The sequence below is a fragment of the Fodinicurvata halophila genome (genome assembly GCF_042651425.1).
Classification (GTDB): Bacteria; Pseudomonadota; Alphaproteobacteria; order Kiloniellales; family DSM-21159; genus Fodinicurvata; species Fodinicurvata halophila.
The window spans coordinates 1-15,735 of sequence record NZ_JBHSCW010000020.1; the positions used below are offsets into that span (position 1 = coordinate 1).

At 62.0% G+C, this 15,735-nt stretch carries 13 protein-coding genes and 1 tRNA gene; all 14 read left to right on the forward strand.

What is annotated here, in order from left to right; all coding sequences use genetic code 11:
* On the forward strand, nucleotides 1–193 hold a 193-nt coding region (locus tag ACFOW6_RS18035), incomplete at its 5' end, for an EF-Tu C-terminal domain-related protein (protein WP_449267368.1).
* A gap of 51 nt (nucleotides 194–244) precedes the next feature.
* Nucleotides 245–320, forward strand: a tRNA-Trp gene (locus ACFOW6_RS18040).
* Between the two features lie 79 nt (nucleotides 321–399).
* A complete protein-coding gene (gene secE / locus ACFOW6_RS18045; RefSeq protein ID WP_382423821.1) occupies nucleotides 400–597 on the forward strand; it encodes a preprotein translocase subunit SecE in 198 nt (65 codons plus the stop codon).
* A gap of 2 nt (nucleotides 598–599) precedes the next feature.
* Nucleotides 600–1,130 carry a transcription termination/antitermination protein NusG gene (nusG, locus tag ACFOW6_RS18050; RefSeq protein ID WP_382423822.1) on the forward strand — a complete coding sequence of 177 codons (531 nt, stop codon included), beginning with the start codon at nucleotides 600–602 and terminating at the stop codon, nucleotides 1,128–1,130.
* An 81-nt stretch (nucleotides 1,131–1,211) separates the two neighbouring features.
* Complete coding sequence (rplK, locus tag ACFOW6_RS18055) at nucleotides 1,212–1,640, forward strand: 50S ribosomal protein L11 (protein ID WP_382423823.1); 429 nt, start codon at nucleotides 1,212–1,214, stop codon at nucleotides 1,638–1,640.
* Between the two features lie 4 nt (nucleotides 1,641–1,644).
* On the forward strand, nucleotides 1,645–2,358 hold the full coding sequence (rplA, locus tag ACFOW6_RS18060) for a 50S ribosomal protein L1 (protein WP_382423831.1): 714 nt from the start codon (nucleotides 1,645–1,647) through the stop codon (nucleotides 2,356–2,358).
* 264 nt (nucleotides 2,359–2,622) lie between these two features.
* Complete coding sequence (rplJ, locus tag ACFOW6_RS18065; protein WP_382423824.1) at nucleotides 2,623–3,141, forward strand: 50S ribosomal protein L10; 519 nt, start codon at nucleotides 2,623–2,625, stop codon at nucleotides 3,139–3,141.
* 49 nt (nucleotides 3,142–3,190) lie between these two features.
* Nucleotides 3,191–3,574, forward strand: a complete 384-nt coding sequence (gene rplL / locus ACFOW6_RS18070) for a 50S ribosomal protein L7/L12 (RefSeq protein WP_382423825.1) — start codon at nucleotides 3,191–3,193, stop codon at nucleotides 3,572–3,574.
* Between the two features lie 227 nt (nucleotides 3,575–3,801).
* Nucleotides 3,802–7,971 carry a DNA-directed RNA polymerase subunit beta gene (gene rpoB, locus ACFOW6_RS18075; protein ID WP_382423826.1) on the forward strand — a complete coding sequence of 1,390 codons (4,170 nt, stop codon included), beginning with the start codon at nucleotides 3,802–3,804 and terminating at the stop codon, nucleotides 7,969–7,971.
* Nucleotides 7,972–8,026: 55 nt separating this feature from the next.
* The gene (gene rpoC / locus ACFOW6_RS18080) at nucleotides 8,027–12,214 is read left to right on the forward strand and encodes a DNA-directed RNA polymerase subunit beta' (protein ID WP_382423827.1); all 4,188 of its coding nucleotides are present in this window, start codon (nucleotides 8,027–8,029) and stop codon (nucleotides 12,212–12,214) included.
* A gap of 384 nt (nucleotides 12,215–12,598) precedes the next feature.
* Nucleotides 12,599–12,970, forward strand: a complete 372-nt coding sequence (gene rpsL / locus ACFOW6_RS18085; protein WP_382423828.1) for a 30S ribosomal protein S12 — start codon at nucleotides 12,599–12,601, stop codon at nucleotides 12,968–12,970.
* 12 nt (nucleotides 12,971–12,982) lie between these two features.
* On the forward strand, nucleotides 12,983–13,453 hold the full coding sequence (gene rpsG / locus ACFOW6_RS18090) for a 30S ribosomal protein S7 (protein WP_382423829.1): 471 nt from the start codon (nucleotides 12,983–12,985) through the stop codon (nucleotides 13,451–13,453).
* Nucleotides 13,454–13,478: 25 nt separating this feature from the next.
* Entirely contained in the window at nucleotides 13,479–15,557 is a 2,079-nt protein-coding gene (gene fusA, locus ACFOW6_RS18095) for an elongation factor G (protein WP_382423830.1), read from the forward strand.
* A gap of 52 nt (nucleotides 15,558–15,609) precedes the next feature.
* Nucleotides 15,610–15,735 (forward strand): GTP-binding protein (locus ACFOW6_RS18100; protein ID WP_382420996.1); only part of this gene is annotated, 126 nt, incomplete at its 3' end.

Here is a 15,735-nt window from a genome sequence, read left to right on the forward strand (position 1 = left end):
CTATTTCCGCACGACGGACGTCACGGGCATTGTGACGCTGCCGGAGGGTACGGAGATGGTGATGCCGGGCGACAACGTCTCGATGGACGTGGAGCTGATTGCGCCGATTGCCATGGACGAGGGCCTCCGCTTCGCCATTCGCGAAGGCGGGCGCACCGTCGGAGCAGGCGTCGTCGCCTCCATCATCGAGTGACCGGCGAGGTATAGCGGAAACGCGGGTGCGGAGGCGCGTTTGACGCTGAATAGGAGTGTAGCTCAACTGGCAGAGCACCGGTCTCCAAAACCGGCGGCTGGGGGTTCGAGTCCCTCCACTCCTGCCACGCGCTTTTTCCGGGAAGGCTGAGGCCTTCCCGTTACCCGTCCGACTGAGAGGTCAGGGCGTGCGAGGATCGAATTTATATGGTTAAGACCAATCCCGGCCAGTTCGTGCGTGAGGTTCGCCAGGAAATCCGCAAGGTGACCTGGCCGACGCGCAAGGAAACCACGGTGACCACGATCATGGTGCTGATCATGGTGTTCCTGGCGGCGGTCTTCTTCTTCTTTGTCGACCAGGCGCTGTCTTTCGGCGTGCGCCTGATACTCGGACTGGGAGGCTGAGGATGGCACAGCGCTGGTATGTCGTTCACGCCTATTCCGGTTTCGAGCGCCGCGTTGCCGATGGCATTCGCGAGCAGATCGCGACCCAGGGCATGGAAGACCTGATCACCGAGGTCCTGGTGCCCATGGAAGAGGTCGTCGAGGTGCGCCGCGGACAGAAGGTGAATACCGAACGAAAGTTCTTTCCGGGATATGTGCTGGTCAAGATGGAGCTGACCGACGAAACCTGGCATCTGGTCAAGAGCGTTCCCAAGGTGACCGGATTCCTGGGTGCGCGCGGCCGGCCGGTCCCGATCTCCAATAAGGAAGCCGAGGATATGCTCCGTCAGGTGCAGGAGGGCGTGGAGCGTCCCAAGCCTTCGGTCACTTTCGAGATCGGCGAGCAGGTGCGCGTGTCCGACGGCCCTTTCATGTCCTTCAACGGCACAGTGGAAGAGGTCGACGAGGAGCGTGCGCGCCTGAAGGTCCTGGTTTCCATTTTCGGGCGTTCGACCCCGGTCGAGCTCGAATACACACAGGTTGAGAAAGTCTGATCCCCGACTTTTTTGATCTTTATTCGTGCGGGAGGCCCGCCATGGCCGTACCGCGCTACCTGACATGAAGGGTAAGAGAGAATGGCAAAGAAGATAGTTGGTTACATCAAGCTGGAAATACCGGCCGGCAAGGCCAATCCCTCGCCGCCGGTGGGGCCTGCGCTGGGTCAGCGCGGGCTGAACATCATGGAGTTCTGCAAGGCCTTCAATGCCGAGACGCAGAATATCGAACCGGGTACGCCGACGCCGGTGATCATCACCGCCTATGCGGACCGGTCCTTTACCTTCGAAACGAAGACCGCCCCGGCCGCCTATTACCTAAAGCAGGCCGCGAAGCTTCAGAAAGGCTCGGCCACGGCCGGCAAGACGACCATCGGCTCGGTTTCCATGGACCAGATCCGCGAGATTGCCGAGGCGAAGATGGTGGATCTGAACGCATACGATGTGGACTCCGCCTGCCACATCATCGCCGGGACCGCACGGTCCATGGGCCTCGAGGTGAAGGAGTAAGATGATGGCCAAAGCAGGAAAGAGAATCGTCTCTGCGCGTGAGGGCCTGGATCGGGACAAGCATTACGACCTCGAGGAGGCCGTGAAGCTGGTCAAGGAGCGTGCCAACGTGAAGTTCGACGAGACAATCGAGCTGTCCCTGGGGCTCGGCATCGATCCTCGTCACGCGGATCAGAACCTTCGGGGCGCGGCCAATCTGCCCCATGGGACCGGCAAGACCATCCGCGTGGCGGTCTTCGCCCGCGGTGCCAAGGCCGAGGAGGCCGAGCAGGCCGGTGCCGATGTGGTTGGCGCGGATGACCTTGCCGAGCAGATCCAGAACGGCCAGATGAACTTTGAGCGGGTGATCGCCACCCCGGACATGATGCCGGTGGTTGGCAAGCTGGGCCGAGTGCTCGGCCCGCGTGGCCTGATGCCGAACCCCAAGCTCGGCACCGTGACCAATGACGTGGCCTCCGCCATTGCCGAGGCAAAGGCCGGACAGGTCCAGTTCCGTGCCGACAAGAATGGTGTCGTGCATGCCGGCGTGGGCAAGGCCAGCTTCGATGCCGACAAGCTGGTCGAGAACATTCGCGCGTTCGTCGATGCGATCGTTCGCGCGAAGCCGAGCGGTGCCAAGGGGACCTATCTGAAGAAGTCCGCGCTGTCTTCGACGATGGGCCCGGGTGTACGGCTGGATGTGAGCAGCCTCACCTCCAGTGCAGCGAAGGCCGCATAAGGAATTCTCCGGACCTTCGGGTCCGGAGCGCAGGGGCTGCCTCGGTGGCCCCGACCTGTCCGAGACTGCAGGTGATCCTTCGGGATCTTAAGCTTGAACGGCCTGCATAGACAGGAAGCGAAAGTGATTTTTCCGGTACCTGAAACGGTTCCGGAACGGGCTTGAGCTTCCAGGACAGGCGAACCGGACGATTGCGGAGTGCAATCGTTCTCGTGCAACCGGATGCCAGGGTTTCGGCTCTGGCTTTCCAGAGGGAGCAAAGACGTGGACCGCAGAGAAAAAGAAGCGTTGGTAGCCTCCCTGCGCGAGCGTTTTGACGAGGCAACATCGGTTGTCGTCACCCAGCAGAAAGGTCTGTCGGTGGCGCAGTCGATGGAGTTGCGTCGAAAGGCGCGTGATGCAGGAGCTACTTACAAGGTCGCGAAAAATCGTCTCGCAAAGCTCGCTCTCGACGGCACGAAGTTCCAGGCGCTGTCGCCGCTGATGACCGGTCCGACCGCACTCGCGGCTTCGGATGATGCGGTTGCTGCGGCAAAGGTCTGTGTCGAGTTCGCCAAGAAGAACGAGAAACTGACCATTATCGGTGGTTCGCTGAATGGCGAGCTGCTCGATGAAGACGGTGTCAAGGCGCTCGCCGCCCTTCCGTCCCTCGACGAACTGCGCGGCAATATCGTCGGTCTGCTTCAGACTCCGGCCACGAATGTGGCGGGTGTTCTGCAGGCACCAGCCGGCCAGCTTGCCCGGGTTTTCGGGGCTTACGGCGCCACGGACGAGGCCGCTTGAGACGGCACGCGAAGTTTTTACAAGCTCAAGCCTAACGAGGAATTGAAAAATGGCTGATTTAGACAAATTGGTAGAGGAGCTCTCGCAGCTCACCGTTCTTGAGGCATCTGAACTTTCCAAGAAGCTCGAGGAGCACTGGGGAGTCAGTGCAGCAGCCCCGGTCGCTGTCGCTGCCGCACCGGGTGCGGGCGGTGGTGAAGCCGCCGCTGCCGAGGAGGAGCAGACGGAGTTCGACGTCATTCTGGCCAGCGCCGGAGACAAGAAGATCAACGTCATCAAGGAAGTCCGCGGCATTACCGGCCTGGGCCTGAAGGAGGCCAAGGACTTGGTGGAAGGTGCGCCGAAGGCCATCAAGGAAGGCGCCACCAAGGACGAGGCCGACGAGATGAAGAAGAAGCTCGAGGAGGCTGGTGCGACTGTCGAAATCAAGTGACAGTAGCCCGCCTTTTCAGGCGGTTGGAGGATACCCGGCCGGTGCGTCACGGGATGGCGCACCGGACCGGCTTTTTGCGTCTATAGAAAGTCTTCCCTTCGGGGAACGCCCCTCGCGAACCAAGGCGTTAAAGACGGGTTCACACGGAAGCCCGGATTGGCTTCCGGATTTTGGAAACGTGCCATCCCCGACTGAGGATGGCCTAGAAGTGGGAACGAGGGTCTGACATGGCGATGTCGTTCACCGGTCGTAAGCGGATTCGCAAATCTTTCGGACGGATTCCGGAAGTTACCCAGATGCCGAACCTGATCGAGGTGCAGAAAAGCTCCTACGATCAGTTTCTACAGGTGGGGATCAATCCGGAACAGCGAACCGACACCGGTCTTCAGGAAGTTCTGAAGTCGGTCTTTCCGATCCAGGATTTTTCTGCTCGCGCCGACCTCCAGTTCGTGCGCTACGAGCTTGAAGAACCCAAATACGATGTGGAGGAATGCCAGCAGCGGGGCATGACCTATGCCGCACCGTTGAAGGTGACCCTGCGCCTTGTTGTCTGGGATGTGGACGAGGACAGCGGGTCCAAGTCCATCCGCGACATCAAGGAGCAGGATGTTTACATGGGCGACATGCCGCTCATGACGGCGAACGGCACCTTCATCGTGAACGGCACGGAACGCGTCATCGTCTCGCAGATGCACCGCAGTCCGGGTGTCTTCTTCGATCACGATCGTGGCAAGACCCACTCGTCGGGCAAGTATCTCTTTGCCGCGCGGGTCATCCCCTACCGCGGCTCCTGGCTGGACTTCGAGTTCGACGCCAAGGACATTGTGCAGGTGCGCATCGACCGACGCCGCAAGCTGCCCGTGACCACGCTGCTGCTCGCCATGGACAGCGAAGAAACCGCAAAACTGCGGGCCGAACGGGCGAAGGACGGCAAGACGCTGGAGCCGCACGAAGTCCATGGCATGTCGGCGGAAGAGATGCTGGCCGCGTTCTATGGCCAGGAAACCTACCGCCGCTCCAAGGACGGCTGGCGCACGCCTTTCGACTCAGAGAAGCTCAAGGGCGTCAAGCTGGTCAGTGACCTGGTGGATGCCGACAGCGGACAGGTGGTTGCCGAGGCCGGCAGCAAGATCACGCCACGCGTGGCCAAGAAGCTGACCGAGGGCGGCCTGAAGGAGGTCCTGATCTCCAATGACGACCTGCTGGGCCGTTACGCGGCGCTCGACTGTATCAACGAAGAGACCGGCGAGGTTCTGGTTGAGGCGGGCGACGAGCTGACCGCCGATCTTATGACGAAGCTGGAAGAGCACAAGATCGACAGCCTGCAACTGCTGGCCATCGATCACGTGAACGTCGGCGCCTATCTGCGCAACACCCTGGCCAATGACAAGAACGCCACACGCGAGGATGCCCTGATCGACATCTACCGTGTGATGCGCCCCGGCGAGCCACCTACGCTGGAGCAGGCCGAGGCTATGTTCAACAGCCTGTTCTTCGATCCCGAACGCTACGACCTTTCCCCGGTCGGGCGCGTGAAGATGAATGCGCGCCTGGGCTTCGAGACCGATGACCAGCTGCGGGTGCTGCGCAAGGAAGACATCATGGAGATCCTGCGGGTGCTGCACGATCTCAAGGATGGCCGCGGTGAAATCGACGATATCGACCACCTGGGCAACCGCCGTGTGCGCTCTGTGGGCGAACTGCTGGAAAACCAGTATCGTGTCGGGCTGGTGCGCATGGAGCGCGCCATTCGTGAGCGCATGTCGTCGGTCGAGATCGACAGCGTCATGCCGCACGACCTGATCAACGCCAAGCCGGCCGCGGCCGCCGTGCGCGAATTCTTCGGGTCCTCGCAGCTCTCCCAGTTCATGGACCAGACCAACCCGCTGTCCGAGGTTACGCACAAGCGGCGCCTCTCGGCCCTGGGTCCGGGCGGCCTGACGCGCGAACGTGCCGGTTTCGAGGTGCGCGACGTGCACCCGACGCACTACGGTCGCATCTGCCCGATCGAAACGCCGGAAGGTCCAAACATCGGCCTGATCAACTCGCTGGCCACCTATGCGCGGATCAACCAGTACGGCTTCATCGAGAGCCCCTATCGCAAGGTCGAGAACGGCGTGGTCGGCGACGAGGTCGTCTATCTGTCGGCCATGGAAGAGGTCCGCTACACCGTGGCACAGGCCAACTCCACGCTGGATGACAACGGCAAGTTCGTCGATGACCTGATCTCCTGCCGCCGGGGCGCGGACTACCTGATGGCCCGTCCGGAGGAGATCGACTACATCGACGTGTCGCCGAAGCAGCTGGTGTCGGTGGCGGCCGCGCTGATTCCCTTCCTGGAAAACGACGACGCCAACCGTGCGCTCATGGGCTCGAACATGCAGCGGCAGGCGACGCCGCTGATCCGTAGTGAGGCCCCGCTGGTCGGGACCGGCATGGAGGATACGGTGGCCCGGGACTCCGGCGTTGCCATCGGTGCCCGTCGCGGCGGCATCGTCGACCAGGTGGATGCGACCCGCATCGTGATCCGCGTGACCGACGAGACCGATCACGAGGAGTCCGGCGTCGACATCTACAACCTGCTGAAGTTCCAGCGCTCCAACCAGAACTCCTGCATCACGCAGCGTCCGCTGGTGAAGATGGGCGACGTGGTCCAGAAGGGCGATATCGTCGCCGACGGTCCGTCGACGAACCTGGGCGAGCTGGCTCTGGGCCGCAACGTGCTCTGCGCCTTCATGCCCTGGAACGGCTACAACTTCGAGGACTCCATCCTGATCTCCGAGCGCATCGTGCGCGATGACGTCTTCACCTCGATCCACATCGAGGAGTTCGAGGTCATGGCCCGCGATACCAAGCTGGGTCAGGAGGAGATCACCCGGGACATCCCCAACGTCGGCGAGGATGCCCTGCGCAACCTCGACGAGGCGGGCATGGTCTACATCGGGGCCGAGGTGAATGCCGGTGACATCCTGGTCGGCAAGGTGACGCCCAAGGGCGAATCGCCGATGACTCCGGAGGAGAAGCTCCTGCGGGCGATCTTCGGCGAGAAGGCCTCGGATGTGCGGGACACCTCCCTGCGCCTGCCCCCGGGTGTCAGCGGCACCGTCGTCGAGGTTCGCGTCTTCTCCCGCCGCGGTGTGGACAAGGACGAACGCGCGCTGGCCATCGAGAAGGGCGAGATCGAGCGTCTGGCCAAGGACCGCGACGACGAGAAGGCGATCCTGGAGCGCAGCTTCTACAACCGCCTGAAGGACCTGCTGCTGAACGAAGAGGTTCAGAGCGGACCCAAGGGACTGAAGGCCGGGACCAAGATCACGGAAACGGTGCTTTCGGATTACACGCCAGGCCAGTGGCGGTCCATTGCCGTCAAGAACGACACCCGGCAGGGCGAAGTCGAAACCCTGGTCAAGAAGTTCGATGAATCGGTGAAGGAGCTGGAGAAGCGTTTCGAGAACAAGGTCGAAAAGCTCCAGCGCGGCGACGAGCTGCCCCCGGGCGTCATGAAGATGGTCAAGGTCTTCATTGCCGTGAAGCGCAAGCTGCAGTCCGGCGACAAGATGGCCGGCCGGCACGGCAACAAGGGCGTGATCTCCAAGATCATTCCCATGGAGGACATGCCGCATCTGGAGGATGGCACCCCGGTCGATATCGTTCTCAATCCCCTGGGCGTGCCCAGTCGCATGAACGTGGGGCAGATCCTGGAGACCCACCTGGGGTGGGCCTGTGCGGCGCTCGGCCGGCAGGTCGGCGACATGCTCCATGAGATCCGGGAGAACAGCAACCTGGATGACCTGCGGGCCAAGCTTATCGATATCTACGACGACGATAAGTACAAGGAGGAGATCTCCGCCCTCGACAACGAAGGGCTCCTGGAGCTCGCCGGCAACCTGGAGAACGGTATTCCCATCGCCACGCCGGTGTTCGACGGGGCCCGGGAACCCGATATCGTGAACATGTTGAACAAGGCTGGACTCGATGCCTCCGGTCAGGTCAACCTGATCGATGGACGCACCGGCGAGACGTTCGAGCGCAAGGTCACGGTCGGCTACATCTACATGCTGAAGCTGCACCACCTGGTGGACGACAAGATCCACGCCCGCTCTATCGGGCCCTACAGCCTGGTCACGCAGCAGCCGCTGGGCGGCAAGGCCCAGTTCGGCGGCCAGCGCTTCGGCGAGATGGAGGTCTGGGCCCTCGAGGCCTACGGCGCCGCCTATACGCTGCAGGAGATGCTGACCGTCAAGTCGGACGACGTTGCCGGCCGCACGAAGGTCTACGAGGCCATCGTGAAGGGCGAGGACAGCTTCGAAGCCGGCGTGCCGGAATCCTTTAATGTGCTCGTGAAGGAACTGAAATCCCTCGGGCTCAATGTTGACCTGCGACAGAGTGATTACTGAGGATGCCCGGTAATAGCCACCCTTCGCAGGACGTAACCGCTAGCTGGAGACAGCCATGAACGAGTTGATGAACATCTTCGGTCAACCCAGTGGACCGCAGAGCTTCGACCAGATCCGTATCTCGATCGCCAGCCCGGAGCAGATCCGCTCCTGGTCCTTTGGCGAGATCAAGAAGCCGGAGACCATCAACTACCGAACCTTCAAACCCGAGCGTGACGGCCTGTTCTGTGCGCGAATCTTCGGTCCTATCAAGGACTACGAGTGCCTGTGCGGCAAGTACAAGCGCATGAAGTACAAGGGCATCATCTGCGAGAAGTGCGGGGTGGAGGTCACCCTGTCCAAGGTGCGCCGCGAGCGCATGGGGCACATCGAGCTGGCGAGTCCGGTCGCGCACATCTGGTTCATGAAGTCTCTGCCGAGCCGTATCGGCCTGCTGCTCGACATCACGCTGAAGGAGTTGGAGCGCGTGCTCTACTTCGAGAATTTCATCGTGATCGAGCCGGGGCTGACGCCGCTGAAGGTGAACCAGCTGCTCAGCGAGGAGGAATTCCTCGACGCACAGGAAGAGTACGGTGAAGATGCCTTCACCGCCAAGATCGGTGCCGAGGCCCTCAAGGACATGCTCACGGCCCTGGACCTGGAACAGGAACGCCAGGACATGCGCGAGGAGCTGAGGGAGACCAACTCCGAGGCCAAGCGCAAGAAGCTCGTCAAGCGCCTGAAGCTGGTCGAGGCCTTCCAGGAGTCCGGGTCGCGTCCGGAATGGATGATTCTGGACGTCGTGCCGGTCATCCCGCCCGAACTGCGTCCGCTGGTGCCGCTGGACGGTGGCCGGTTCGCGACCTCCGACCTGAACGATCTCTATCGTCGCGTCATCAACCGCAACAACCGCCTGAAGCGCCTGATCGAGCTGCGGGCACCGGATATCATCGTGCGCAACGAGAAGCGCATGCTGCAGGAGTCCGTGGACGCCCTGTTCGACAACGGCCGTCGCGGTCGCGTCATCACCGGCGCCAACAAGCGCCCGCTCAAGTCCATGTCCGACATGCTTAAGGGCAAGCAGGGGCGGTTCCGTCAGAACCTGCTGGGCAAGCGCGTCGACTATTCGGGCCGGTCGGTGATCGTGGTGGGCCCGGAGCTCAAGCTGCACCAGTGCGGCCTGCCGAAGAAGATGGCGCTCGAGCTCTTCAAGCCCTTCATCTATTCGAAGCTCGAGCTCTATGGCATGGCGTCCACCATCAAGGCGGCCAAGCGCATGGTGGAGAAGGAGCGTCCCGAGGTCTGGGACATCCTGGAAGAGGTGATCCGCGAGCATCCGGTTCTGCTGAACCGGGCGCCGACGCTGCACCGTCTCGGGATCCAGGCCTTCGAACCGGTTCTGATCGAGGGTAAGGCGATCCAGCTGCATCCGCTGGTCTGCACCGCCTTCAACGCGGACTTCGACGGCGACCAGATGGCGGTTCACGTGCCGCTGTCTCTGGAAGCCCAGCTCGAGTCCCGCGTGCTGATGATGTCCACCAACAACATCCTCAGCCCGGCGAACGGCAAGCCGATCATCGTTCCCTCGCAGGATATCGTCCTGGGACTTTACTACCTTTCCATGGATTCCGACGGCGAGCCCGGCGAGGGCATGTCCTTCGGGGATATCGGCGAGGTCGAGCACGCCCTGGCCCATGGGGCGCTGACACTGCACAGCAAGATCAACGCCCGCATCCAGGCGATCAACGACGAGGGCGAGCTGGCCTGGCAGCGCATCGAGACCACGCCGGGCCGCATGTTGCTCGGCCAGGTGATGCCGAAGCATCCGAGCTTGCCGCACAGCCTCGTCAACCGCCTGCTTACCAAGAAGGACGTGCAGGAGGTGATCGACATCGTCTATCGCCACTGCGGCCAGAAGGAGACCGTCATCTTCTGTGACCAGGTGATGACGCTGGGCTTCGGCTATGCCTGCCGTGCGGGCATTTCCTTCGGCAAGGACGACCTGATCATTCCGGAGTCCAAGGACAGGCTGGTCGAGGAAGCCCAGGATCAGGTCAAGGAGTTCGAGACCCAGTATCAGGAAGGCCTGATCACGCGCGGCGAGAAGTACAACAAGGTCGTCGACGTCTGGTCGGAGACCACCGACAAGGTGGCCGACGAGATGATGAAGGTGATGCAGGTCAACACGGGACGCGACATCAACTCCGTGTACATGATGGCCCACTCCGGGGCACGTGGTTCAGCGGCCCAGATCAAGCAGCTGGCCGGCATGCGCGGCCTGATGGCCAAGCCGTCGGGCGAGATCATCGAGACCCCGATCATCTCCAACTTCAAGGAGGGTCTGACGGTTCTCGAGTACTTCAACTCCACCCACGGCGCCCGCAAGGGCCTGGCGGATACGGCGCTCAAGACCGCAAACTCGGGCTACCTCACACGGCGGCTCGTTGACGTGGCGCAGGACGCCATCGTCATCGAGACCGACTGCGGGACCGAGCGCGGCCTGAATGTCCGGGCCGTGGTCGAGGGCGGCGAAATCGTGGCTCCATTGAGTGAACGGGTTCTCGGCCGTACAGCCCTGGAGGATGTCATCGACCCGCAGAGCGGCGAGGTGCTCGTCACCAAGAACCATATCATCGATGAAGAGGCTGTGGATCACATCGATCGTGCCGGAATCGACATGGTGCGTATCCGCTCAGCCCTGACCTGCGAGAGCCACGGCGGTATCTGTGCCAACTGCTACGGCCGCGATCTGGCCCGCGGTACCGAGGTCAACATCGGCGAGGCCGTGGGTGTCATCGCGGCACAGTCCATCGGTGAACCGGGCACGCAGCTGACCATGCGCACCTTCCATATCGGAGGTGCCGCCCAGGGTGGTGCGGAGCAGTCCAGCGTCGAAGCCTCGCAGGATGCCCAGGTCACCATCCGCAACTTCAACGTCGTGGCCGACTCCGAGGGCATCAACGTGGTGATGAGCCGCAACCTCGAACTCATCCTGCAGGATGAGCAGGGGCGTGAACGGGCTCGTCACCGCATTCCCTACGGTGCGCGCCTGCTCGTGCAGGAAGGCGACAGCGTGCAGCAGGGCCAGAAGCTGGCCGAGTGGGATCCCTACACCATCCCGATCATTACCGAGCGGGAAGGAACGGCGAACTACGTCGACCTGGTGGATGGCCTGTCCATGCGCGAGGTCATGGACGAGACCACCGGCATCTCCAACCGTGTGGTGATTGACTGGAAGCAGCAGCCGCGTGGCAGCGACCTGCGTCCGCGCGTTACCCTGCGTGACGAGAACGGCGAGGTGGTCAAGCTGGCGAACGGCCTGGAGGCGCGCTATTACATGTCCGTCGATGCCATCCTGTCGGTGGAGAACGGCGCGCATGTGAAGGCCGGTGACGTGCTGGCGCGTATCCCGCGTGAATCCACCAAGACCCGCGACATCACGGGTGGTCTGCCACGGGTGGCCGAGCTGTTCGAGGCCCGCAAGCCCAAGGACTACGCGATCATCAGCGATACCGAGGGGCGTGTGGAATTCGGCCGCGACTACAAGACCAAGCGTCGCATCATCGTGCGTCCGGACGATACGGAGCAGAAGCACAGCGAGTACATGATCCCCAAGGGCAAGCACCTTGCCGTCCAGGAAGGGGACTATGTGCGCGTGGGCGACATGCTGATGGACGGCAATCCCGTGCCGCACGATATCCTGGAAGTCCTTGGCGTCGAAGCCCTGGCCGAATACCTCATCAACGAGGTGCAGAGCGTCTATCGCCTGCAGGGCGTGAAGATCGACGACAAGCACATCGAGGTGGTGGTCCGCCAGATGCTGCAGAAGGTCGAGGTCATCGATCCGGGTGATACCACCTTCCTGGCCGGCGAGCAGGTGGATCGCGACGAGTTCAGCGAGGCCAACGACAAGGCCCTTGCCGAGGGTGGCCGTCTGGCCACGTCGCGGCCCGTGCTGCAGGGCATCACGAAGGCCAGCCTGCACACCCGCTCCTTCATCTCGGCGGCCTCCTTCCAGGAGACGACCCGGGTGCTGACGGAAGCGGCTGTCAACGGGCGGACGGACGATCTCGTCGGACTCAAGGAGAACGTGATTGTCGGGCGTCTGATCCCGGCCGGAACGGGTGCGCTCATGAACCGCATGCGGCGCATTGCAGCCGATCGTGATCGCGAGGCCATGGAGCAGCAAGGTGGCGACTCGGCTGCCCTGGTGGACGAGAGCGGTTCCGGAGGGGACGACGGACAGGCCAGTTCCGTCGCCTGACCGGTTCTCGACGGTTTTTGATGGAAAGGGGCGGTCCCTTGTGGCCGCCCTTTTTCAGTCGCGCATAAATATGATTCAATAACGGGTATTCCCGTAACTTTCGTGCGTAATCGGTGTTTCCGACAAGTCTCTGAAAACTTCTGCAAAAGCCCGCGAAGCAGGGTTGACGAGGCGGGGGCGCCTAAATACTATGCGCGCCTGTTCCAGATAGGGAGCTGGTGGTGATCCCATCCATGCGGGTCAGACGCAGTTCCGGAGGAAGCACGAAATCACATAGGGCTCTGTTGGCCCGACGAACAGCGTAAACGCCGGCGGGAACAATGGTCTTGTTCCAGCGCTGGCGTTTGTTTCGCACTACATATGGCTATTTAGGAAAGCGATCGCATGCCGACGATCAACCAGCTCATTCGCAAGCCGCGCCAACCCGAGGCTTCGCGAAACAAAGTTCCCGCGATGGAGGCTTGCCCCCAGAAACGCGGGGTGTGCACGCGCGTCTACACGACGACGCCGAAGAAGCCGAACTCCGCGTTGCGTAAGGTTGCGCGTGTGCGTCTGACCAATGGGTATGAGGTAACCGCCTACATTCCTGGTGAGGGGCACAATCTGCAAGAGCACTCAGTCGTGATGATCCGGGGGGGTCGCGTGAAGGACCTGCCGGGTGTTCGCTATCACATAATTCGCGGAACGCTGGATACCCAGGGTATTTCCAAGCGCCGTCAGCGCCGCTCGAAATACGGCGCCAAGCGTCCGAAGTAAGGAGAGCGCAAGATGTCGCGTCGTCACCGCGCCGAAAAACGTGAAGTGTTGCCTGACGCCAAGTTCGGCGATCACGTGGTCAGCAAGTTCATGAACAACCTCATGCTCGACGGCAAGAAGTCGGTTGCCGAGGGCATCGTCTATGGGGCGCTGGATATCGTCGGATCCAAGGGCGCCGGTGAGCCGCTGAGCGTTTTTCATGAGGCGCTGAACAACATTCGCCCGGAAATCGAGGTGCGCTCACGCCGGGTTGGCGGCGCCACCTATCAGGTTCCGGTCGAGGTGCGCGCCCAGCGCGGCCAGGCGCTCGCCATGCGCTGGCTGATCGCCGCGGCGCGCAAGCGGTCCGAGATGACCATGACCGCCCGGCTCGCGGGTGAGCTTATGGACGCCGCCAACAATCGCGGCTCCGCTGTCAAGAAGCGCGAAGATACGCACAAGATGGCCGAATCCAACCGCGCATTCGCGCATTATCGCTGGTAAGCCCGCAGGCAAGAGAGGCAAAGTTATGTCGTCCCGAGTTACACCGCTGGATCGCTACCGCAATATTGGCATTATGGCCCATATTGATGCGGGCAAGACGACCACCACAGAGCGGGTTCTCTATTACACCGGCCGCAGCCACAAGATCGGCGAAGTCCATGACGGCGCGGCCACCATGGACTGGATGGAGCAGGAGCAGGAGCGCGGAATCACCATTACGTCCGCTGCAACCACCGCTTTCTGGAACGATCATCGAATCAACATCATCGATACCCCGGGCCACGTCGACTTCACCATTGAGGTGGAGCGCGCCCTGCGTGTGCTTGACGGCGCCATCGCCGTCTTCGATGCGGTTTCCGGTGTCGAGCCGCAGTCCGAGACGGTCTGGCGCCAGGCGGACAAGTACAAGGTTCCGCGCCTGTGCTTCGTCAACAAGATGGACCGCATGGGATCGGACTTTTTCCGCTGCGTGGACATGATCGTCGATCGCCTGGGCGCGACTCCGCTGGTGATGCAGTTGCCGATCGGTGCCGAGAGCGACTTCGTCGGCGTTGTCGACCTGGTCAAGATGAAGGCGCAGGTCTGGAAGGACGAGACGCTGGGTGCCGAGTGGGAGTACCGGGACATTCCCGAGGAACTGCAGGGCCAGGCGGCGGAGTACCGCGAGAAGCTGATCGAACTGGCTGTCGAGCAGGACGATGAGGCCATGGAGGCCTATCTCGACGGTACGGAGCCTGACGAGGCGACTCTGCAGCGTTGCATTCGCAAGGGCGCCTGTGGCTTCAAGTTCGTGCCCGTGATGTGTGGGTCGGCGTTCAAGAACAAGGGTGTCCAGCCGCTGCTGGATGCCGTGGTCGCCTATCTGCCGAGTCCGGTGGACGTTCCGGACATTCGCGGCGTCAAGCCCGATTCCGATGAGCCTGTGGTGCGCAAGACCGGGGATGACGAGCCGATGGCCGGGCTGGCCTTCAAGGTCATGTCCGATCCCTTCGTGGGGTCGCTCACCTTCGTGCGCGTCTATTCCGGCTCGCTGAAGAAGGGGTCGCATATCCTCAACTCGGTGAAGAACAAGCGCGAGCGTGTCGGCCGCATGCTGCTGATGCACGCCAATCACCGCGAGGATATCGATGAGGCGCTGGCCGGTGACATTGTGGCGCTGGCCGGTCTCAAGGACACCACCACGGGTGAAACGCTCTGCGATCCGGCCAAGCCGGTCGTCCTGGAGAAGATGGAATTCCCCGATCCCGTGATCGAGGTTGCCGTCGAGCCCAAGACCAAGACCGACCAGGAGAAGATGGGCCTGGCGCTGGGGCGTCTGGCACAGGAGGATCCCTCCTTCCGCGTCTCCACGGACACCGAGAGCGGCCAGACCGTCATCAAGGGCATGGGCGAGCTGCACCTGGACATCATCGTCGACCGGCTGCGCCGTGAGTTCAAGGTGGATGCCAACGTTGGGGCGCCTCAGGTGGCCTATCGCGAAAGCATCACGCGCCAGGCCGAAGTGGACTACACCCACAAGAAGCAGACCGGCGGTTCGGGACAGTTCGCCCGCGTCAAGCTGGTGTTCGAGCCCCAGGAAATCGGGGCTGGCTTCACCTTCGAGAACGCCATCGTTGGCGGTTCGGTGCCCAAGGAATACGTGCCTGGCGTTCAGAAGGGCATCGAGAATTCCATGGACTCCGGGGTGATCGCAGGTTTCCCGATGATCGATTTCAAGGTGACGCTGGTGGACGGCGCCTACCATGACGTGGACTCCAGTGTGATGGCCTTCGAGATTGCCACCCGTGCCGCTTTCCGCGAAGGCGTGCCAAAGGCGGCTCCGGTGCTGCTGGAGCCGATGATGAGTGTTGAGGTGGTGACGCCAGAAGAGTACATGGGCGACATCATCGGCGATCTGAACAGTCGTCGCGGCAACGTCAGCGGCATGGACAGTCGTGGCAACGCGCGCGTGATTTCGGCCATGGTGCCGCTGGCCAACATGTTCGGCTACGTCAATACCCTGCGTTCCATGAGCCAGGGACGGGCGCAGTACACCATGTACTTCGACCACTACGACCGGGTTCCGCAGGCCGTGGCCGACGAGGTCAAGGCAAAGATGGCCTGACGACATATAACGAAACACGAGAGACACCTTTCGATACGGAGAAGAAAGAGCCATGGCGAAGGCGAAATACGAGCGGACGAAGCCGCACTGCAACATTGGGACGGTTGGTCACGTTGACCATGGAAAGACGACGCTGACGGCTGCGATTACGAAGGTCATGGCGGAGTCTGGGACGGGC